Origin of the sequence: Bifidobacterium cebidarum (genome assembly GCF_009193305.1) — a bacterium.
GTDB lineage: Bacteria > Actinomycetota > Actinomycetes > Actinomycetales > Bifidobacteriaceae > Bifidobacterium > Bifidobacterium cebidarum.
Window position 1 is genome coordinate 117973 of sequence record NZ_WBVS01000005.1, and the last position, 21987, is coordinate 139959.

Consider the following 21987-nt stretch of genomic DNA (forward strand, 5'->3'; position numbering starts at 1 on the left):
ATGACTCCTTTAATCTAAGCGACGGATAATGCAGGTTCTACTGGTAACTATAAGCCGTAAGCCGCTGCTCACAAGAGCATTCCATGGCAAATATGTCAACGAGCCATATCCCTCAGCCATCGCACGATATGCTGCGCCACCCATGCCTTGCCCCGATGCAACCACCTGAACAATGGATCCGCACGGCTGCGCCACCGATAGCGAAACGCACCCAATACCGCATAAACCCCTGCATGACGGCATGCCATCGAACAATACGCCGCCACGCACGGCGACAAGTACGGGTGGATGTCCGGCAGCAAATCTTTCAGTTCGGCAAAGAGCCGATTCACCCGTTGCGGGGTATGCCTCTCCGCTTTCCTCTTTCCGTTGCAGATACACCGTTCTCATGAGTTTCAGGAACAACACCGTCAGCGTATTGGCGTATTCCCTTAATATCGAGACATATCCATGATCCAAATAAAAACGCATCTCTACGAGATACACCTGTGCAAGATCCAATTTGCGAACATCATGGATAGCGTGGGTTATGCCATCAGGATTGTTGTCATAGCAGTACAGCGATCGTTCCAATCCAACAACGATATTCGCCGCATGGAAGAAGCGGAAAAACGTATATCGGTCTTCATATAAAAGATTGTCGGGGAAACGCACCGTTTTGCATAAATCGATGCGATACAGACGATTCCAAGCCACCGTATATACGCTGTTGATGATGTCCGCGTGCTTCAGATATTCGCGTCCGCCGCACACACCGCCATACGGTAACGATTGCGATGTTCTGCCACCCATCGAGACATTGGAATATCCGCAAATGACCAAATCGGCGTGATACCGTATAGCGGCATCGACCATTGCACCCGCATATTCAGGAGCAAGCCAATCGTCGCTATCAACGAAACATAGAAATGCGCCATGCGCATGATCGACGCCAGCGTTTCGCGCAGCGGATAGTCCCTGATTACGCTGATGAATCACTGTGATCCGCACATCCCGGGCACCCCATACGTCGCATAACCGCGATGAGCCGTCAGTCGATCCGTCATCGACGAGAATGATTTCCAAGTGACGATATGTTTGGCGCACAATACTCCGCATGCAGCGGTCGAGCGTACGCACAACGTTATAGACCGGCACAACAACACTGACCAACGGCTCGGCCGTGCGGCCAGCGTTGCGAACATTCTCTCCCTCACCTTTGCTCATGACCACCCCTTCGCCATGCCCAAACGCTGCCTGAGCATCGCAATCACACGACGGCGGTCATCGGAGCGAAGCAGAACAAGCCAATCGGCAGCGGCGACAAGCGACATGCATACCATGCTCATTACCGCAAACGTCGCCCACCCATTCACCGAAATCCATCGCCCCACGATGAGCCGGAACGCAACGGCCACTATCAAAGCCAACGCCGTGGCGCCGAATTGCCGGATATACAGCGGAATAAAGTATCCGCGCTTCAATTCAAGGCATCGGGCCGCGTAGCCGGCCACGAATATCACATTCGTAGCTATGTCGAATACCGGTTGCATAACGGCAATCGCGATGATCGCCCATTTCGGGAGCAACAGCGAGAAGCCACACATCGATATCAGGCAAAGCACGCCGGACCCGAGCCACACCAGCGAGTAGGTGCGCAGCTTGTTCAACATGAGCGGTAGATTCTGCAATGTCATGGAGATGCCGGATGTCAGGAAACCCGCGGATGAGCACACCATCAGTACATAGAGCAATGAATCATCCTGCCCCGGTTGCCACAGCCGGAGAAAATCCCAGCCCATAACAACCGTGGTCACAAAAGCGAGGTCTGCGAAGAAACCGCAGATATGCATGCAATACACTAATTCGCGAATCAACAAATCGATGCGACGCTGCGCATAATATTGCATCTGCGGGGCCGAGAAAATATAGGAAATACGGCCTATAAGCCCGTTCAGCACCGATGGAATCGTCTGCGCCACGGACAGCATGCCCATCAGATACGGTCCGGTCATGAGATTGGCGATGAGCAGTCGCACGCCGCTGCTCATGATCTGCTGCATTTTGATCACCACATTCCAGATGCCGGCGGCGACCATTTCCGTCAATGGTTTCCAGGAGACGAAACGCATGTTGAACTTCAGATCAGGCAGAATCCGACGCTTGCCATACCAGGAAAGCGCCGCAATCGTGAGGCTCATCACGCATCCGGCCATCCCCACGTACACGATATTCGCCGGGAATAATCCGAACAACGCGAGCAGCATCGCCAGGCGGGCAAGCGTGCCTATCAGATTGATCAGGCTGGTGATGTACAGCATATTGCCGATGAACATGGCCACGCCATACACGGAACTTATCGCGGAAATAACGAATACCAGCAGCGAGCAGGCGAACAATGCCTTGACATCGGCAAGAAGGGCCGCTGGGATGCGAATGAAAAGCTCCAACATGGTCAGAGGCGGGATCGTCAGGGCGATTACCACTCCGGACATGGCCATATTCGCGATAATCGTCGATGAATAATACCGCAACGCCTGTTTGGCGTCGCCCCGATGATAGGCAACGGTGATGAATCGTGAAGCGACTGAATTCAGGGCTATGGTCAGCAGAGACGCGTAATCCATAAGGCTATTGACCAGGCCGGTGAATCCGTAGGCCTCCACGCCCACTTTGGCAACCACGTATGGAGGCAGCACCATTCCTATGGCGATGCTCACGGCAAAGGCGGCGATAGTGGCCGACATGTTCAGCATGGTTTGCCAGTGAGTATTGATTTTGCCCGTACCCTGGCCCGTCATGATTGTCGCCTCACTCGGCAGAAGGCCTGACAGATGAATGCAGATAGTTCATCAGTTGCGCCATGGTCTCCTCATCGCTGTGCGCGATGGTTTTCAGATGTTCGCTGATCTTCTCCCGCTGCTCCGGCGAAGAGGCCAGGCGCAGTATCTCGTTGGCGAAGGCCTCGGGATCCAACGGGCACAATATGCCGGTCACGCCATGTTCGATCTGCTCGCTCATCGCCGGTATATCCGTGGCAATCACTGGCTTATTCAGCACCAATGCCTCTTGCACGGCCAGTCCGAATCCTTCGCTTCTGGAAGGTTGCACATAAAGGTCCGCATGTTTGACATATGGCATGGGGTTTGCCATATCACCGCACAGTATGAAGGATTCTTCCAGATGCAGCCGGCGTATTCTGCGCTCCAGTGGCTTGCTGTAGTATCCTCCTCCCATCACATACCAGGTAAAGGCAAGGCCGCGGTCACGCAGCAATGCGGCCGCATCGATGGCGATGTCCAGTCCTTTGATTTTGTCCAGCCTGGCAACGGTCACGATATGCAGATCATTCGCATCGCGCCACTGGGGCATATATTGGGCTGCTCGTTGCCTGATGCCATCCGCATCAATGAGGTTGTACAGCACTCGGGTTTTATCGGCGTATTGGGGCCATGTTGCATCAACGGCCTCTTTCAACTCACGTGAGACGCAGAATATGGTGTCGAAATCCGGAGCCAGATCACGAAATGCAAACCTGAGATGAAGATGTGCATGGAGCCATACCGCTTTTAACGGAGCCGATAGGCACGACGCCGCAGCCATCGATATTCCCGGCCCCGTGAAACCCAGAACGGCATCAAAGGAATCCTGAGGCAGCCCCGTTACATGATGCATGGCATAGACTTCAGACCACCACGCTGGCCGAACGCCGAACACCATCGCCGCCGCTTTAATGCAACGAGCAATCAATCTGAAGATTCGCGGCGTTGACTGCCAATTGAGGCCAGACATCATGTCGGTAAAGAATGTATCGGAATGAAGGTAATGCACACGCACCCCTTCCGGAATCAGATCCCGAATCGTATGCCGTTCATCGGCGCATACGATCACATCAACATCGTGACCATGATCGCGTAGCATTTTCAACAACCGAAATAAGGCGGATTCAGCGCCACCTCGCACATTCAATGTGCAGCACACTGCGATACGCAGGGCATTGCCTTGCGATGAATCAAAAGGAACGCCCCGCCGAACCGCAACCCGATAGATTTGAACGTCACTGTTCATACAACCACCATCCCAAATAAGGGGTAAGAGCACCATTATATCCCCCCTTAAATCGTTATAGTACGGGGGTGTTAACGGTAAAACAATGGGTGCCCTCCCAGTCGAGAGGACACCCATTGCCCGCGGCTTATATGCAGTCTATCGGGTTACTTGCAGTGCTTGCCGCGGAAGGCCGCCATATCCCCTTCGCGCTTGCGGCGAATGGCGATGATCATCAGTCCGCCACCAAGCATGGCCAGCGCAAGCGCCGCAACGGCCGCCGTGTTGGAGCCGGTGTCGGACAGCGGTGGCGTGTAGGTGTTTTCGAAGGCGGGGGTCTTGTGGTCGAGGCCGAGCAGACCGGAGGAATACGTGGCCGTTGCGGTCATCGTACCGTTGAGATTGTCGGCCACGGTGACCTTGGCGGTGTACACGGTCTTGTCGTACGAGATGCCTTGCGCATCGCCGGCGGCCTCTCGAATCGTGTACTTGTACTCCCCGGCCTTCTCGAATGTGATCGGCTTGAAGGCGATGGTACCGTGGGCGGTGTTCTTCGCCTGCTGGAGCGTCTTGCCGTCGGCATCGCGCAGCTCGAACGTGAACTCGCCATCCTTCAACGCACGGCCCTTCAGCGCCTTGGTGGCATTGAAGGTGAACTCCGTAGGAACCGGAACGTAGGCGTTGGCGAACACCGCATCCTTGTCGCTCACTGCGGCAAGGACCGGCTGTTCAGAGCCATCGGTGGGTGCCATGCGCGCGATGTGATGCGTGGCGCTCATCGTGCCGTCGTGGTTATCCACCACAGTGACGGTGGCCGCATAGACCGTATCGTCATAGGTCACACCACCCAAGTTGCCAGCAACTTCACGCACGGTGTACGCGTAGGTGCCGGGCTTGCTATAGGTGATTGTGCCGAATGCGATCTTGCCGTCCTTGCCGTTCGTGACGGTCTTCGCACCGTTCTTCGCGCCTTCCGGCAGCGGGGCGTCCGCCCCACCGGTAAGCGTGAACGTGAACTCACCCTTGTTGAGCGCGCGACCGCTGAGCTTCTTCGTGAACTTGAAGGCATCGGTAGCCTTACCAGCGGAGTATGCGTTCGTGAAGGCGAACAACGCTCCAGAAACCGGATCGGTGGTGGCACTCAAGGTGCCGTCGCCATTGTCGTGCAGCGTGACAGTGAAGGTACGGGTAAGGTTGGCGTCATTGGTGACGCCTGCCACCTTGCCGGATTCGGTGACCGTATAGGTGAACTTGCGTTCGGTCTGGCCATCGAGGTCGGCGAAGTGGTAGACCACCTTGCCGAAGTCCACGTTGCCGGCCTCGTCATTGGAGACTTCCACCTTGCCGTTCTTCGCGCCTTCCGGCATCGGGGCCGGCTTGGAGGAATCCGCGGCGTCCACGCCGGTAAGCGTGAAGGTGAACTTGCCCTTGAGCTGGGAGAGCGTGGTGGCGTAGTCGCCATCATCGAGCAACTTCACACCCTTGAGCTCAATCGGAGTGGAGTCCATGGTGGTGTAGTTGTTCTCGAACGTGAGGCTGTTGTCCTCGCCGAGACCACTGGTGGTGAGCGTGAGCGTGCCGTTGTGATCCTTATCCTCCACGTTCACGGTGAACGTGCTGGTACGGGTCACGGCGCTCACGCCACCAGGCAGACCTTCCTCGGATTCCACCACAGTGTAAGTGTGATTGCCGAGGTTGGCGAGCGTGTAGCTCAGTGGCTTGTCGAAGGTAATCGTGCCGGAGGCATCATTGGTGCCGGTGGCGACTGGGTCGCCAGTGACACCCGTACCTTCGTAGACGTTGAAGGTGAATACATCGTCGGCGGTCAGCGCACGGCCTTCGAGCGTCTTGGTGCCGGTGAGCGTGAGCTGGGCGGAAGCGGCGTACGTGTTTTCGAAGGAGAACAGGTTGGCCGTGTCTCCCGGCTCAGTGGTCACCTTGAGCGCACCGGTGCCGTTGTCTGCAACCGTAACCGTGAAGGTCTTGACTACAGCGGCATCATTGGTCACGCCGTCCGCAGCACCGCTCTCCGCGACCTCGTAGGTGAAGGTCTTGGAGCGAGTGCCGTCGGCCGCTGGCGCGGCATCCGCCAAATCGGCAAGCGTATAGTGCAACGCACCGAAGTTCACGGTGCCAGCCGCGGTGTTCCGCGCGACGAGCGATTCCTTGGTCTCGAGCGTTCCGGAATCGCCCGCAACACGGATGGGTGCGCCGTCCTTGCCCGTGAGCGTGAACGTGAACTTGCCGCCGAAGTCGGCCGTGTAGTCCTTGCCGTCATCACCCTTCACCGACTTGGTGCCAGCGACGGCAAGCAAGCCAGCTGCGTCATAGGTATTGGTGAACAGAGCCACTGAATCGCCGGTGGCATTCACCGTTTCCGCGCTTCCGTTCCGCTGGGAGACCGGTTCCATGGCGACCGCGGAGCTGAGCTTGCCCTTACCGTTGTCGGTAACGGTGACTGTGGCACGATACCAGTCGGCGGAGTAGGAGACGCCAGGCAGCGCGTGCTCAGGCTTGACTTCGCTGATGGTGTACGTGTAGATGCCGGCCTTCGTGTAAGTCATTCGGCCGAAGCCGAACGACTTGCCGTCGGTGGCGTCATGCGTGAGTACACCATTTCGAGCGCCGTCAGGCATTGGTACGTCATTCTTGGCCACATTCGTGCCGTGGTCGGCAAGCGTACCGCCCACCGCCTCAAGCTTGAACGTGAACGAATCACCGTCTCGCCAGTCGCGGCCTTCAAGCTGCTTCTGTGCATGCAGCTCGGCCGTGGCGCGAGTGACGCTCGGCACTGGCGGCGTGTAGGTGTTGGCGAACACCGCATCCTTGTCCTTCACCGGAGTGGAGGCAGCTGATGCCGTACGCATAATCTGATGCGTGGCGGTCATCGTGCCGTCGTGGTTATCCACCACGGTGACGATGACGGTATACACAGTGTCGTCATAGGTCACGCCGCTCAGGTCGCCGGCGGTTTCACGTACGGTGTACGTGTAGACGCCGGGCTTGGTATAGGTGATCTTACCGAAGGCAATCTTACCGTCCTTGTCGTTCGTGACGGTCTTGATACCGTTCGTTGCACCTTCCGGCAGCGGAGCGTCCGTTGCGCCCGTAAGTGTGAACGTGAACTCACCATCCTTCAGCGCACGACCGCTGAGGGTCTTCGTGAAGTTGAAGGCGTCGTCTGCCTTGCCGGCAGAGTAGGTGTTCGTGAAGGCGAACAATGCTCCGGAAGCCGGATCGGTGGTGGCGCTCAGAGTGCCGTCACCGTTGTCATGCAGCGTGACGGTGAAGGTGCGAGTGGTCTTCGCATCGTTCGCCACGCCCGCGACGTCACCGGATTCGGTGACCGTATAGGTGAACGTGCGTTCGGTCTGGCCATCGAGATTGGCGAAGTGGTAAACCATCTTGCCGAAGTCTATATTGCCGGCCTCATCGTTCTTTGCGGTCAGTTCGCTCTTGTCCGCGGCGGTCTTGCCGTCCGCATCAAGCACGTGAAGCGGGGCACCATCCTGGCCCTTGAGCGTGAAGGTGAACTTGCCCTTGAGCTGGGCGAGCGTGGTGGCGTAGTCACCATCGTCGAGCAGCTTCACACCCTTGAACTCGATCGGAGTGGAATCCTCGGTCGTGTAGTTGTTCTCGAACGTGAGACCGTTGCTGCCGTTCTGGTCGCCCAGGCCGTTCGCGGTGAGCTTGAGCGTGCCATTGTGGTCCGTGTCCGCAACGTTCACGGTGAACGTGTGGGTGCGGGTCACGGCAGTCACCCCTCCTGGCATGTTCGCGTCGGATTCGACGACCGTATACGTATGATCGCCGAGATCCTTGAGCGTGTAGCTCAGCGGATTGCTGAACGCAATCTTGCCCGTTGCGTCACTGGTGCCGGTGGAGATCGGCGTACCGGTGGTATCAGTGCCCTCGTAGACATTGAACGTGAACACATCGTCGGCGGTCAACGCACGGCCTTCGAGCGTCTTGGTGCCGGTGAGCGTGAGCTGGGCGGCAGCGGCATACGCGTTCTCGAAGGAGAACAGGTTGGCCGTGTCTCCCGGCTCAGTGGTCACGGCGAGCGCTCCGCTGCCATTGTCTGCAACCGTGACCGCGAAGGTCTTGATCGCGGCGGCGTCATTGGTGACGCCGTCCGCAGCACCGCTCTCCGCGACCTCATAGGTGAAGGTCTTGGAGCGAGTGCCGCTGGCATCGGCCACAGCATCCTTCAGATCAGCCAGCGTGTAGTGGAGGCTGCCGAATGCTACCGTGCCGTCCGCATTATTCGTGGCGGTCAGTTCGCTCTTGTTCTGAATCTTGCCGTTCGCATCTGCAACGCGAACAGGAGCGCCATTCTGGCCAGTGAGCGTGAACGTGAACTTCTTCGCGAAGTTCGCGGTCTGGTTGCTGCCGTCATCACCGGTGACCTTCTTGGTACCGGCGACAGCGGTCTGGCCGGCTGCATCATAGGTGTTGGTGATTCGAGCCAATGGCTCGCCGTTCTGAGCCTTGGTCTCGACGGGCCTACCCTGCTTGGCGGAAGGATCGACCTTGGAAACCAGTTCCATGGCGACCTTGGAGCTCAGCTGGCCCTTGCCGTTATCGGTTACGGTGACCGTGGCACGGTAGAGATCGGTGGAGTAGGAGACGCCAGGCAACGGATTGTCAGGCGTGACTTCGCTGATGTTGTACACGTAGGTGCCAGCCTTGGTGTACTCGATGTCGCCGAAATTGAACTCGTTGCCGTCGGTCACGGACTTGATGAGTTCTCCATTCACCGCACCGGTAGGCATTGGGATGTTGGCCTTGGCTACATCAGCCTTGTTTGCGGTGATCTTGCCGCTGACGGCTTCGAGCTTGAAATCGAAGTTATCAGAGCCATCCGCGGCCCAGTCGCGACCGTCAAGCACCTTTTGCGCGTACAGGTTGGCCGTTGCGGGAGCTGGAACGTACACGTTGTTGAAGGCGGCATCCTCGGAGTCGGCGTTGGTGGAGGTGTTCGGATCACCGTCGCTGACGATGTATCCGGTCTGCAACGCGCCATTGCCGGTATCAGTCACGGTCACTTCAATCTTACGAGTGGTGGTGTCGTAGGCGACGCCATCCTTCGTGTAGTCTGCAGCAACCGGGTTGCCGTTGGCATCGAGCTCGGCGGCCGTGTAGGTCAGGTTCCACGTCTTGGTGACGGCATTGTAGGTTGCATAGCCCTCATTTACAGCCTGTGCAAGTGAGGCAGGAGTGTAGTCGATGCGTTCGAAGGTGACATTGCCCGTGGTTCCGCCAAGCGCCGGAGCAACATTCGTCTTGGTTTGAATCGGCGTCTTGCCGTCCGTGCCATCGCCCTGGTACAGGCCGAAACTGAACTTGCCAGCGGTGAGCTTTGGTGCAGCAACACCGTCTGATGCGGTGAGCTTCTTGTGCAGCTGGAAGAACGCGTAGCCGGTCGGCGCATAGCTGTTGGTGAAAGCGGACTTATCCGTAGCTGCCTTGTCCGAATCAGTGAGGGCATCGGCATTGTCGTAAGCGGGGGTGGCAGTGAGCGTGCCATCACCGTTGTCCTTCACCATGACGGTCACATAACCGACATGCCCGTCCTTGTGCGTTCCAGCCTTGACGTTGCCCACCTCGGTGACCGCGAACTTGAAGGTTCCAGGCTTGATGAAGTGGATGCCGTCGAAGTTGAAGGCAGCAGGCCGACCATCCTGTGCATTCTCGACAGTGGTTTCCAGCTTGTCGGCGGACTTGTCGGAGCCGAAGACAATGGAATCATCCTTGAGACCGGCACGAGCGGCCCGAGCTTCAGCGGTGTCGTCTTCGGCAGCGGCAAGACGGAACGTGAACTTCTCGTTCGCATCCATGTTGCGGCCGGTCAGTGTCTTCTGACCTGCGATGTTCGCTTCGACTGGGGTCAGCTGGTAGGTGTTGGAGAACACCGGGCGGCCGTTGTCGAGCTTGGAGGCATCGACCGCATTGCCATTCTCGTCAAGCACCTTGACCTGATATCCCAGTACCTGCTTGCCATCCTTGTCGGTGGTCATTGCCACTGGAACCTGCACGGTATAGGTGGTGAGATCGTAGGTCATGCCGTTCAATGTGGCGGTCTTGCCGTCAGCGCTTGTCAGGGCGCCGGACGGCACGTTCTCCTTGAGCGTGTACTCGTAGGTCTTGCCGTCATCGCGTGCACTGGTGAGCTTGATTTCAGGGAATGAAGCAACACCAGCCTTGGTTACGTTGGCAACCACGGAATTGCCTGTAGCGCTTGCTGGAAGCGGCGCACCATCCTTTGCGGTAAGCGTGAAGGAGAACTTGCCATTGGTCAGCGGATTCGAGCCGGTCTTATCCGTGTACTTCTTCATGACAAGCAAGCCAAAATTGGCTTCCTCGGCTTTGTAGGTATTGGTTACCGCGGCCACATTGCCCTTGACTACTGCACCGTCTGCCGCAGTACCGTCATCGTTCTGTGCCTTGGTCATGGTGACGCCACCATTGGTGAGCTTGCCCTTGCCGTCATCCTTAATGGTGACGGTGACGTTATACAGCGCGTTGGAATAATCCACGCCAGGCAAAGCATGCTCGCCATTGTTGGCGGTGGGCGTGTGCTCGAACACGGTGTAGTGGTATTCGCCAGCCTTGGTATAGGTGATGCTGCCGAATGCGTGTTCGTTGGTATCGGTCACGTTGAGCTTGGCATAGCCATCAGCCGCACCGTCGGGAAGCGGAGCGTCTTCAGTCGGTGCCGCGGGCTGCAGACGGAACTCGAACGAATCGCCGTCACGCCATTGACGCCCTTCAAACGTCTTCTTCACCTTGATGGCATTGCTGACCGTGGTTTCAGTGGGCTTGTACGTGTTCGAGAACGTCCAGTTACCCTGATTTTCGGTGATGCCGGACACTTCAGCCTGGCCGCCCTTGATCTCGAGTTTGCCGGAGGCGTCCTGCTCCACCGCGAACTTGATGGAAGCGGAGCGGGCATCAACGGTCACGCCGTTGCCGCCCTTGCTGGTTTCCTTCACCGTGTAGGCGTAGGTGCCGGGTTCGGAGAAGGTGAAGCCGCCGAACGCGAATGTGGAAATGCTACCGTCTGCGCCATTACCGGTTTTCCTGGCAGTGGCGGTAGCGGTCTTCGGCATGGCGGCCTTGACCTCGTCAGCAGTCACATCCTCGCTGTTCTTCGTATCCGGGGCGAGCTGGAATGTGAATGCATCAGCATCGGTCCACGCACGCCCGGTCAGCTGCTTACCAAGGATCACGGAACCATTCACGGCGACGGGTTTGCGCTCGTCGTACACGTTGAATGATGTGCTGTCGGAAACCGGCAGTCCAAACGCTTTGGCCTTGGCGAGCGCGGCAGCCGACTCGTTAGCATCAGTGCCAGCAAGCATGAAGTAATGCGGCGTGGTGTCGAGTTTGTATTCAGTGCCGTCGGCGGCCTTCGGAGCCACGGTTTCCACGAAGTAGTAGAGCGTATTGGTGGCGAGTGGCTTGTCGGTAGATCCGAATGTGGCGACTCCATTGGCGTTGGTCGTGACATCATCACCGGCCTTCGTGGCGGCGGCCTTCACTTGGTCGAACGTCACGTTGGCGCCCGAGAGCTCGTCCATCTTCACCTGGTAGAGTGCGAACTTCGCGCCGGAAAGGTGACGGGACAGGTCAGCCGCATCGGTTTTGGTGATGGCAATGGAGCCTGCTGCACCATCGGTTCCGGAGCTCGGGTTGGTGACTGTCCAGTCATGCTTGTTGATGTCCTGCCCATTGACGACACCTTCAAGCGTGGCGGTGTTGGTGAGATTCACCTTGTCGCCAGGCTTGCCGTTGGGCTTCACATCGTACACGACGGTGACAGGCGTCGAGTCCGGCAGAGCGAGTGTGAGCTTGGTGGTAGGAGCGCCATTGTCGCTGACATTCTCCACCTTGACAGGCACGATGAGCGTGGCACCGGTGTTGCTGTTGGTGATTTTAAGAGAAGACGGAATAAACGTGCCTTCGGGGTCCATCAGATCGGACAGGGTCACAGTGTCGGAATCCTTGACGAGATCCGTACCTTCCGGGTTCACCTTGATGGTGTAGCGCACGTGGTTGAGGTCTTTGTTTTGCACCGCGGACTTGTCGATGACCTTGCTGCTACCGGTCACGGTGCTGGAATCCTCGCCGAAGTGGGTGCTACCGGAGTCGGCCGCGGCCTTGTTGGTGAAGGAGACCTCCTGGCCGGTGCCCTTGGCCGCAGTCTGGTAGGTGAGCTTGGCATACGCCTTGTCGGAACCGTCTTGCTGTTTGACACCATCCGTAGGAATGGTAAAGGTAAGTTGGCTGTTGGCGCTGCTCATAACGTCGTCGAGCTTGCCGGCCTGAGAGCCAGGTTTGCTTCCAGCCTTTACGGTGTACTTGCCGGAGCTGGGCACGTAGCTCATGCCCTGCGGCAAGGTATCAGTCACGACGATCGGCTTGCCGAGGGTATCAATTTTGCCGATGCCGCCATCGCCCTTATTGACATCGACCTGCCAGTCGGCCACCCAAGCGCCCTTGGTGGTGTCGGCAGGGTCGATCTGACTCCAATCGAAGTCCTTGACCCACTTCATGGAACCGGTCTTGTTGACCAGATTCGTGTTTTCGATGTCGTAGGAGTCGCTGGCTGAAGTGGTCTTGCCGTTGTACTTCATCTTGGCGGTGTTCTTGTAGGTGCCAGGTGTCTTGTCGCTGACGGTCCAGTACTTCACCTGCACGTCGGCATTGCCGATGGCGGTCTTAATGGCGTCACTGTTCTTGAACGTGATCTTGAACGAATCCGCGTCGTACTTGTCGAGCGAGTAGTCAGTACCTTCGGTGAGCGTCGCGTCGCCAATGGTGAGCACCGGCTTACGGGTCTGGTCGAAGCCGAAGCCGCCGTCCTTGGACCCATCGGCGTTCGATGCTTTGTCAAAACTCAAGCTTCTCATCAGTAAACTGCACACTCGTCGGGTCAGTGTTCGCTGCCATCAACGAGAATTTCACCAGCGAGGTCCATTCGGCCTTGCCGTCCGTAGCGGCCGTGGAAGAATCCACGTCCTTAGTCACATAGATGTTCTTATCATCCGGCTGCTGCGGTCCCTTCGGAGTGTAGGAACCGTCATCGCTGCCGCCTGGATGGTTCTTGTCCGGAGGCGTGACCTCAGCGTGGTTATCGACCTTGGCAGTGGAGTTCGCATCGTCGAGCGCGGTGTGGTATTCGATGGTGTACTGCTGCGCGCCGGCGTTCTGCGGGAACGTGTAGCTGAAATTCTTGGCCGAGCCGTCGAGCGCGCCTGTGCCCACCGTGTTGCCCTTGGCATCCTTCACGGTGTAGGAACCAATGTAGTACTGGCCCGTCTTGATGGAGTCCTTGAACACATAACCGCCCATGTCGGCCTTGAGGCTGCCGGTGTTGAGCTTGACGGTCCATTTGATGTCGGCAGCAGTGCCGGAGCCATTGGACTTCTGCACCATCTTGTAGCTGAGGTTCGGGGTGACATCGGCCTTGCCAGGCTCGTCTGCACCATCCCAGATCCAGCTGGCAACGTTCTGAGCGTTATCAAGCTTGCCGCCCTGGGCGAGTGTCTGCTTGGCGGCGTCGGTGAGCTGCGCCTTGTAGGTGAGCTGGTAGCCGTCCTTGTCGGCCTTGGCGAGATCGCCGAGGTCAATGCTTGCGGTCTGACCGCTGATGGTAGCATTTACAGGCTTGCCATCGAGCTGGAAGGAACCGTCGACGAACGTGAAGTTGGAGCCCATCGTATCGGTGACGACCATGTTCTTCACGTCAAACTGCGGCTTCAACGTCACGGTGAAGGTCACAGTGCCGTCGTCGTTCAGTTCATAGTCTTTCTGACCGCTCACCTCGGACTTGTCGATGGTGATGGTGATGTCGCCGCCGCCACCGGGGAACGTGATGTGCTCCTGGTTGCCGTCGCCGCCGGCGTTCTCATTAAGCGTGAAATCAAAGCTCACGAATGACGTGATGTCGGAAGGATGATTCGTCAGCCAGTCTTCGTTCCATGTAGCGGTAACCACGCCATCCTTGATCGACCAAGTGCCGGCTTCATTGCCGTCACCGTCGTACAGCGTGGAATTCTTTACATCTTTGACGTTAATGTTGCTGGGGAACTTGTAGGAACGCGTTGGGCTGTCAAGCGTAGGTTTCTCGGCCTCGGAGAAGTCGAAACTGATTTGCCCGTAGAACGTCTGGCCTATGGCGGCAGGCTGATTCGGATCGTATAGCTGTGTATGGTTCTTGTCTTTGTAAACCTTTACCGTCACGCCGCTGGTAACCTGCACAGCCGGAGCGTCCGGGTTATACGCAGTCTCAGCCGCATTGACCACGGGAGTGAGATTCACGCCCGTTATCAACATGGCCACCGTGGCCAACATAGCCACCAGCATTCGTCCGATTGTATTGTTCGACAGGCGAAGCATCCTGATCCCCTTGTTTCTTCTTCAACAAGAAGGCCTGCCGAGATGAACCGCCATCCTGCAGCACGTATATATCGCGCGCAGGACTCCCCTCAGACCTCATAGGGCGCAGAATACCCCCCCCCGAGGAACAAATCGCCGACTGCAAACGTTGCAATACCAACGATGCAAACGATTGCAAAATATTAACTCAGTTAAATACACCCCCGTTTCCCTTACCGCAGTATGGAATTGCTCCATCATGCGAACATTGACATCATTGTGACGCATTGCACAAAACATGCGTCTCAATAAGACACGCCAGCAACGCATGCATGCTCAATATCCCACCTGCACGTATTTGCAACGCCTCTTCAATCAGCGCCGATAACGCTCCTTCACAAGAGGGCCGGCATCTCAACGTCCTCCGAAACTGCCGCCGCCAGAGCCTCCGGAGGAGCCGCCGAAGCCGCCACCGGACGAGAAGCTGCCGCTGGAGCTGAAATCACCGCCGCTTGACGAACTCGGTGCAGCGGCATTGATGGTGGAGGTGATGTCCGCGAATCCGGAGGAAAGCTGCGAGCCAAGGTCGCCGAAGCTCAAGCTCGGCGCGTAGGAAGAGTCGCTGAAGCTGCCGCCCTGCATACCGACGCGCGCGCCGTAGCCGTAGCGGGCATCATCCCAGCTATGCGCGCGGTAGGACCAGTAGAGCGTGGAGTCGGAGGCATTATCGTCGAGCCAGCGAGGATCGGTCACCTGCGGATATGCCTTGGCCAGCTCGGCGGCCGCACGGTCGCTGATGCCGAATGCGGCGGCGTACACCATATACCAATCCCACATGGCCAAATCAGCGGTGCCGCGATCGGTGAAACTGGAGAAATCCTGCATGTAATGCTTGAGCCCCAAGCACTTGCCGGCGACTTCCTGGCCTTGCTCGGTAAGTTCCTTCGCCGCACCGCCCGCCGCGCAGAACATACCGATGAAGAAGATCGGCACACCGATGATCACACCGACCATCGCATAACCCAAAATCGCATTGCTGAGCATGGCGCCGAAGCCGATGATCCCAGCGAAGATACCGGCCACGATCGACTGCCAGCCGCGCGAACGCGAAGCGTTCAAACGCGCGTATTCGATATCGCAGGCACCGGTGAACTTATCGAGCTCCAGATAGCCGTCTTCCCAATCCTTGCAGGCTTGCTTCATCTGGCCGAAGTCGAATACCGGGGAACCGACGCGCTTGGAGATCACAATCAAGAGATCGAGCAGCGCGTTCTCGGATTCACTTAAACCCAACTGCTCGGCGTTCGGCACGCCATCGATGGCGGCCGGCAGAATCACGATGGTGCTCGTGGTGCGAGCGGCCCATCGTCTGCCTGCATCGGCATCAATCATATGGCTCAAGCCCACCGGCGTCGCCTTGCTCATGTCGATGCCGCGATAGATGTCTGAAGAACCGGGATAGATAGCGATGGCCTTTTTGACGGCGAGCGACAGCATCGTGGCCGTCAGCTCGCGGTTCGTTGGTCGCGAATGTTTCGGCGGTTCGACCACCTCGATGAGTCGCGCCGCCGAAGCCGGGCTGACGCCGGGTTGATCGCGCCAGTATTCAATCGGTCCGCGATACTTCGAGTTCCTATTGCTTCGGACCACGACCACGATGCCCCACACGCAGAAGATAAGGCCGAGCACTATTGTCGCAATCCAAATGCCCAAACGCACGCGGGCCAACGTGCGCTGCTTATCGCGCCACTGCTGTTCCTGCTCGTATTCGCTTTGCTTCAGCGCATCCAAGTGATCGCCGGATTGACGGCGGGCGATGCCGGTTTCATTCGGCGTTGCCTTGAACGCGGCGACCACATCGAGATAGTCGCCGGAACGCACGTTGTAGGCCTTGAATTTGAGACTGCCGTCCGCCGCTCGGCTGGTTTCCGACGTGCGCTCGGTATGCAGCCAGCCCCATGAGGTGTCTGCGGTGATGCCTTCCGGGAAATGCACGGTGCCACTCACTGTGCCGATGGGCACCGGATTGGACTTGCCGAACGGCTCCCATTGCAGGCTGGCGATGTCATCCCACTGAGTGGCCACATCGTGCAGTGTGAATGAAACATCGAATTCCATCGAATCCGCGGAGACGGTGGCGGGGATATTCCAGCCGATTTCCACGGTTTTCTGGGTTGAGTCGGCGCCGCCGGGCGCGGTGACCGCGAGCGCGTCCTGGCCGGGGGCGTACGGGTGGGCGTCGTTCTCGCCGGCGGTCACGTCCGCGATATACCAGTGGCCGGCGTAATCGGAGTTCCACGCATCGTCGCTCGGCACGTCGCCCGGCATTGTCAGCTCGGTCTGCTGTTGGTAGGTGGTGCCGTCGGTGACATTGCGCACGTAGATGTCGCTGATGTCCGTGAGATTGTCGCTACGCAGCGTGTACTGCTGGTACAGCTGTTTCCATGGCTTGGTATCGCCGTTCTCGTCCTCGCGCCTGCGCAGCTTCACATCGATGTGCTGCGTGACCTTGAGGTCGCCTTCGCTGGTGAAGGTGGCGTCATAGTCAAGCGTGCGATAGCTCAGATCGGCACCGCCTCCAGCGGCCGCGGTCGTGCCGAAGGCGAACACCATGAACATGCTGCTGGCCATCAGCGTGATCGCCACGCTGAAGATGATGGCTCGAATTAGCCGCTTCTTCATCAGAACTTGACCTGCGGCGCCTGACGGGCGGATTCGTCAACCTGGAAGTACTGCGCCTGCTCGAAACGGAACAGGCCGGCGATGATGTTGGTCGGCACGGTTTCGATGGCGGTGTTGAGCTTGAGCACCACATCGTTGTAGAACTGGCGGGCGTACGCAATTTTGTTCTCCAAATCCCTGAGCTGCCCCTGCAGATTCATAAAGTTCTGATTGGCCTGCAGTTGCGGGTAGGCCTCCGCAGTCGCCTGCAGGTTGAGCAGCGCGCGGGAAAGCTGATTCTCCGCGGCGGTACGTTGCGCGATCGTCGCATTCGGATCATTCGCGGCGGCGACAGCGCCTGCACGAGCCTGAGTCACTTGGACGAACACCTGTGATTCATGCGACGCGTAACCCTTAACCGTCTCCACCAAATTCGGAATCAGATCGGCACGCTGCTTCAACTGCACGTCGATCTGCGCCCAGCCGTTCTTCACACGGTTCTTCAGCGTCACCAAATTGTTGTAGGCACTGATGCCCCAACCAATCACGCCCACGATAATGACGACGATAACAATGCCGATGATTGCACCAGTGCCCATCACTGCCCCCCTTGCCAGCCCGAGTGGGCTTTCCAATCTTGACTGCCATTCTTCCACCACTCAGTGCAAAAAGCGAGGAGGACAGATGAACTTTTTGGCGTTCGCGCATAACAGTTCGGTCCAGCAAGCATTCAGGAAGGCTTCAGTCAAGTGCAACGTAGTTTGCCAGCGACTGTCAGCCTCACACCAGCACGCAATCATCATGGACGCCGATAGTTAGGGGCAGAAGTTCCACGCACGGCGGGCTGCTTGACGTGGGACTTGCGAACAACCATAGTTCCGCGGCCTTGGATTTCCCAGCGCCGCACCCACCCAAGGACCCGTTATGTTTGTGTTGAACAACGCCTGGAAAACCGTGATACGGAACAAGGGCCGCAATATTTTAATCGTGCTCATCGTGGCGATCATCGCCGCGGCAGCCACCATCGGACTCGCCATTCGCAATGCCGCAAGCACCGCGCGCGAAACCGGCTTGGCGAACACCTCCGTGACCGCCACCATCAGCGTGGACCGCAGCAAGCTGATGGAGCAGGCGCGCGAATCGCAGTCCAGCTCTTCAGATTCGTCTGATTCTTCTTCCTCTTCATCTTCCGGGGATTCCGCGCCTGATTTTGATTCGATGCGCAGCGCCCTGGAGGGCAGCACGCTTACTCTTGCGGATTACCAGAAATATTTGAAGGCCTCAAGCGTTTCGGTGAGCTCGTACTATTCCGAGAGCACCGGCGTCTCCGGCACCGATTCGTTCCAGCCGGTGGAATCCAGCACGGCGAATGCCGCGAACTCCAGCTCTTCTGATTCGTCTTCCTCGTCTTCCGATTCCTCCAATTCCGGCGATAACCAGCAAGGCCCGGGCGGCGATGGCGGCCAAGGAGGCGGGCCCGGCAACATGATGACCTCCGGTGACTTCACCCTGACCGGCTTCTCCTCCGACACCGCCATCGCCAACGCATCCAACGGCTCGTTCACCATGTCCAGCGGCGAAGTGTTCGGATACGACGAATCCGACAACGGCAAAGTCATCATCTCCAAGACCCTGGCCGACTTCAATAACCTCTCCGTGGGCGACACCATCACCGTGACCAATCCGAGCGACACCTCGCTCACCTATACACTGACCATCTGCGGCATCTACGAGAACTCCACCTCCAGCAACACCAACGCGATGGGCCCGATGGGCGGCACCTCGCAGGACGCGGATAATGCGATCTACACCTCCGTTTCCACGCTGAAATCGCTCGGCCTCGACTCCGACACCACCGCCAACGACGATAACGACGACACCACCACCCAGCTCAACTACACGTACGTGCTCGCCAACGCCGACGATTACGAGGCCTTCGCCGCCGACGTGAAGGCCGCTGGTCTGGACGATACCTACACCGTGCAGTCCGCTGACGTCGAGCAGTACGAGTCCAGTCTGGTGCCGCTCGATAACCTTGCGAAGTTCGCGCTGACCCTGCTCATCGTGGTACTTGTGGTGGGTGCCGTGGTGCTCGTGGTCTTGAATCTGTTCAATATTCGCGAGCGCAAGTATGAGGTCGGCGTGCTGACCGCCATCGGCGTGAAGAAAGCCAAGGTCGCAGCACAGTTCGTCATCGAGCTGTTGATCGTCACGATGTGCGGCATCGCACTCGGTGTTGCAGGCGGCGCGGTGGCCTCCGTACCGGTGTCGAACCAGTTGCTGGCATCTCAGGTGTCCGCGCAGGAATCCGAGGCCTCAAGCCAACAGCAGCAGTTCGGCCGCGCTGCGGACATGGGCGGTGCACCTGGCGGTGAGCAGCAGTCGAGCTCTTCGGATTCGTCTTCCTCCGATTCCGGCTCTTCGAGCTCGTCCACAGACTCCACCAAGAGCGATACCGCCCAGCCTTCGCAGCAGGGCGGACCGGGCGGTATGCGTCAAGCAGTGGACTACGTCAGTGAAATCAACGCCACCGTGAACCTGGCGGTGGTCGGGCAGCTGATTCTCATCGGTCTTGGATTGACTCTTGTCTCCGCACTGGTCGGCATCGTGTTCGTCATGCGTTACGAGCCGCTGCAGATTCTCGCCGATCGTTCGTAATCGCTCTCCCCTGCTCACCCGCCACACCATGGGATGGGTGAGCCATCCCAAATCACCCTTAAGTTAAGGACTTCATCATGAATACTGCAATCGAAACTACTGCCGACCCTGCGGCCACCGATACGGCTGCCCCGGCAACCACGCCGGCACTGGAACTGGAGCACGTCTCCTACTCGTACACCAAGGGCGGCAAACGCGTGCTCATCGACAAGAACTATGCGTTCCGCACCGGGCAGGTTATTGCCATCACCGGCCCGTCCGGCGCTGGCAAGACCACGCTGCTCTCGCTGCTGTCCGGACTGACCACGCCGACCAAGGGCCGCGTGCTGCACAACGGCGAGGACCTGGCCAAAGCCGATCGCTACCGCTTCCGCAGCCACGATATCGGCGTGATCTTTCAGAGCTTCAATCTGCTGCCGGCACTGACCGTGGCGGAGAACATCATTCTTTCCATGGATGCCTCAGGCAAGACCTTCGACAAGCCGAAGAAGGAAATTGCCGCCGAACTGATCGAAAAAGTGCGTCTGCAGCCGGAATATCTGAACGAACGCATCCTGCACTTGTCCGGCGGCGAGCAGCAGCGCGTGGCCATCGCACGCGCACTGAGCTACGACCCGCAGATCATTCTGGCCGACGAGCCCACCGGCAACCTCGACCTTGCCACGCAGGACGACATCATGGCGATCTTCAAAGATTTGGCGCATAACGAGGGCAAGTGCGTAATCATCGTGACGCACAGCCCCGAAGTCGCCTCCCAATCCGACGAAGTCTTCCAACTCGCCCCGCTTCGCGAACGATGACATGCGCATCTCCGACACCATGTAATTGTGGTGTGGTTATTTTGAGACGAAATGCGTGGCACGGAACCCGATGGAGCTGCGATACAGGTGTTCGGTGGGATGCAACTGCATAATCACGTGATTTGCGGTTGCATCCCACTGAGGCAGGGGACGCAACCGCAATCCACCCCTTATTGCAGTTGCGTCCCAATACCTCAAATCACAAATCCTTGAAATTCCGCCATTCTTGAAAATGAGGGCTTAATACGCATCGGGATGCAACTGCACTTATGCCTTTATTGCAATTGCATCCCTCTTATTTTCTTGCTTCTAGACCTCTCCAATCAATAGTCCGAGACAACGGAGCCAGCTGCTCCAAAGACAACGCCTTTAAGTGGAACGTAAATCGGGCTCCGCGCAAAGCCAGCGCGCGGCCGACGCGAAAAGCGAATTCGGCTTTCGTGTAATCATCAGCAAGACTTGCCGCCGTTGCCACGAATACCAGCCATCCGCGCCCTTGTAATTTTCCTCGCTTTTCCTGATCACGTCGCCATTGCATTTTATCGGTGCGATGCTGATCTCCGTCATACTCGACGGCGACTTTATAGTGAGGCCAAGCGAGATCCACCGTAATTGGAGCCCTGGAAGCAAACATAATATTGGGGACAACATAGTTGACCGATGCTTCGGGAATGCCATGAGACTGAAGGGACAGTCTCTTTTCGGATTCCTTTGGCGAATCCGCGCCCGGACTCATCAGCATCAACGCGCGGACGCATGATAAACGTCCGCTGAACTTCGGCATGTGTTCCAGCGATACGACAAAATCCCGGTATATCGACGAGCCGTCGCGATTTTGCGCCAAGACAGGCTGGCGGCGGATAGCAGTGATGATGGCATCGCCGAGAATCACCAATGATCGCAAGGAAATATGACTGGCAAGTTGGGCCCACACGTGAAAGAGGTCCATCGCCAATACATGCTGATTGATTCGGACCTTGTTGGCCTGAGGAGCCAATTTCCATATATGCGAACACAACGTGGAAGCATGCGCCCGGACTCTTCGAGTCTTCATGCTGGATACGATATGCAGTTTGGACGCATCAAGGTCGCAGTCCTCAGGCAGAGGCACGGACTGCAGCACCAATGATGTTGTCATGCCGAATAATAACGTACGGCCCACTTGCTGCGCTTCATGAGTGCAGCGTTCGATCATTGCTTGCCGACGTTCAGCAAGATTGCTGTGCATCGAGGGCGACGGCTCGGACGTTATGGCGTTCATACCGCAACGGTAGCTACTGACAGCATGCAGAGAAAAGCCAAATCGAGGTATGTGGTTCGAGCTTCTCCGACATGCCGTGGGTTATGCACAACAAATGTGGATAAGGGCTTATTGCGGGTGGTTTTCTGTGCATGCCAGCGCAGTAGGCAGTGGAATCACGGATTGAAGCTCACACGTCATATAAGCGGGTAAATGCAC

General features: G+C 57.7%; 10 protein-coding genes. 2 read left to right on the forward strand and 8 right to left on the reverse strand.

Annotated features, from left to right (window positions below; all coding sequences use genetic code 11):
• Positions 1-9: 9 nt before the first annotated feature.
• The 7 genes from F7D08_RS06420 to F7D08_RS06450 form a co-directional block, all read right to left on the reverse strand.
• Positions 10-1206, reverse strand: coding sequence for a glycosyltransferase family 2 protein (locus F7D08_RS06420; RefSeq protein WP_152209827.1), 1197 nt, complete (start codon positions 1204-1206; stop codon positions 10-12).
• The gene (locus tag F7D08_RS06425) at positions 1203-2726 is read right to left on the reverse strand and encodes a polysaccharide biosynthesis protein (protein ID WP_152209828.1); all 1524 of its coding nucleotides are present in this window, start codon (positions 2724-2726) and stop codon (positions 1203-1205) included. Before F7D08_RS06425 ends, F7D08_RS06420 begins: the two co-directional genes overlap by 4 nt.
• Before the next feature lie 64 nt (positions 2727-2790).
• Positions 2791-4047, reverse strand: a complete 1257-nt coding sequence (locus F7D08_RS06430; RefSeq protein WP_193316223.1) for a glycosyltransferase — start codon at positions 4045-4047, stop codon at positions 2791-2793.
• A gap of 146 nt (positions 4048-4193) precedes the next feature.
• Entirely contained in the window at positions 4194-12932 is an 8739-nt protein-coding gene (locus F7D08_RS06435; RefSeq protein ID WP_193316224.1) for a Spy0128 family protein, read from the reverse strand.
• Positions 12922-14397 carry an isopeptide-forming domain-containing fimbrial protein gene (locus F7D08_RS06440; protein ID WP_226803411.1) on the reverse strand — a complete coding sequence of 492 codons (1476 nt, stop codon included), beginning with the start codon at positions 14395-14397 and terminating at the stop codon, positions 12922-12924. The genes F7D08_RS06435 and F7D08_RS06440 overlap by 11 nt, the downstream gene beginning before the upstream one ends.
• 426 nt (positions 14398-14823) lie before the next feature.
• Positions 14824-17091, reverse strand: a complete 2268-nt coding sequence (locus F7D08_RS06445; RefSeq protein WP_152209832.1) for a DUF2207 domain-containing protein — start codon at positions 17089-17091, stop codon at positions 14824-14826.
• Positions 17091-17669 (reverse strand): LemA family protein, encoded by a 579-nt coding sequence (locus F7D08_RS06450; RefSeq protein ID WP_152209833.1) that lies wholly within the window; start codon positions 17667-17669, stop codon positions 17091-17093. Before F7D08_RS06450 ends, F7D08_RS06445 begins: the two co-directional genes overlap by 1 nt.
• A 325-nt stretch (positions 17670-17994) precedes the next feature.
• Here F7D08_RS06450 and F7D08_RS06460 point away from each other — a divergent pair, with 325 nt between their 5' ends.
• Entirely contained in the window at positions 17995-19728 is a 1734-nt protein-coding gene (locus tag F7D08_RS06460) for an ABC transporter permease (RefSeq protein WP_193316226.1), read from the forward strand.
• 77 nt (positions 19729-19805) lie between these two features.
• Positions 19806-20528 carry an ABC transporter ATP-binding protein gene (locus tag F7D08_RS06465; protein ID WP_152209834.1) on the forward strand — a complete coding sequence of 241 codons (723 nt, stop codon included), beginning with the start codon at positions 19806-19808 and terminating at the stop codon, positions 20526-20528.
• Between the two features lie 295 nt (positions 20529-20823).
• On the opposite strand, the gene F7D08_RS06470 is transcribed toward F7D08_RS06465, so the two are convergent.
• Positions 20824-21789: a hypothetical protein gene (locus F7D08_RS06470; RefSeq protein WP_226803412.1), complete on the reverse strand. Its 966-nt coding sequence runs from the start codon at positions 21787-21789 to the stop codon at positions 20824-20826.
• Positions 21790-21987: the final 198 nt, after the last annotated feature.

What these genes read in the sequence shown, in the direction of transcription:
- F7D08_RS06420 (WP_152209827.1), bottom strand. Translation starts at nt 1,206, where the DNA reads ATGAGCAAAGGTGAGGGAGAGAATGTTCGCAACGCTGGCCGCACGGCC.
- F7D08_RS06425 (WP_152209828.1), bottom strand. Translation starts at nt 2,726, where the DNA reads ATGTCGGCCACTATCGCCGCCTTTGCCGTGAGCATCGCCATAGGAATG.
- F7D08_RS06430 (WP_193316223.1), bottom strand. Translation starts at nt 4,047, where the DNA reads ATGAACAGTGACGTTCAAATCTATCGGGTTGCGGTTCGGCGGGGCGTT.
- F7D08_RS06440 (WP_226803411.1), bottom strand. Translation starts at nt 14,397, where the DNA reads ATGCTGGTGGCTATGTTGGCCACGGTGGCCATGTTGATAACGGGCGTG.
- F7D08_RS06445 (WP_152209832.1), bottom strand. Translation starts at nt 17,091, where the DNA reads ATGAAGAAGCGGCTAATTCGAGCCATCATCTTCAGCGTGGCGATCACG.
- F7D08_RS06450 (WP_152209833.1), bottom strand. Translation starts at nt 17,669, where the DNA reads ATGGGCACTGGTGCAATCATCGGCATTGTTATCGTCGTCATTATCGTG.
- F7D08_RS06460 (WP_193316226.1), top strand. Translation starts at nt 17,995, where the DNA reads ATGTTTGTGTTGAACAACGCCTGGAAAACCGTGATACGGAACAAGGGC.
- F7D08_RS06465 (WP_152209834.1), top strand. Translation starts at nt 19,806, where the DNA reads ATGAATACTGCAATCGAAACTACTGCCGACCCTGCGGCCACCGATACG.
- F7D08_RS06470 (WP_226803412.1), bottom strand. Translation starts at nt 21,789, where the DNA reads ATGAACGCCATAACGTCCGAGCCGTCGCCCTCGATGCACAGCAATCTT.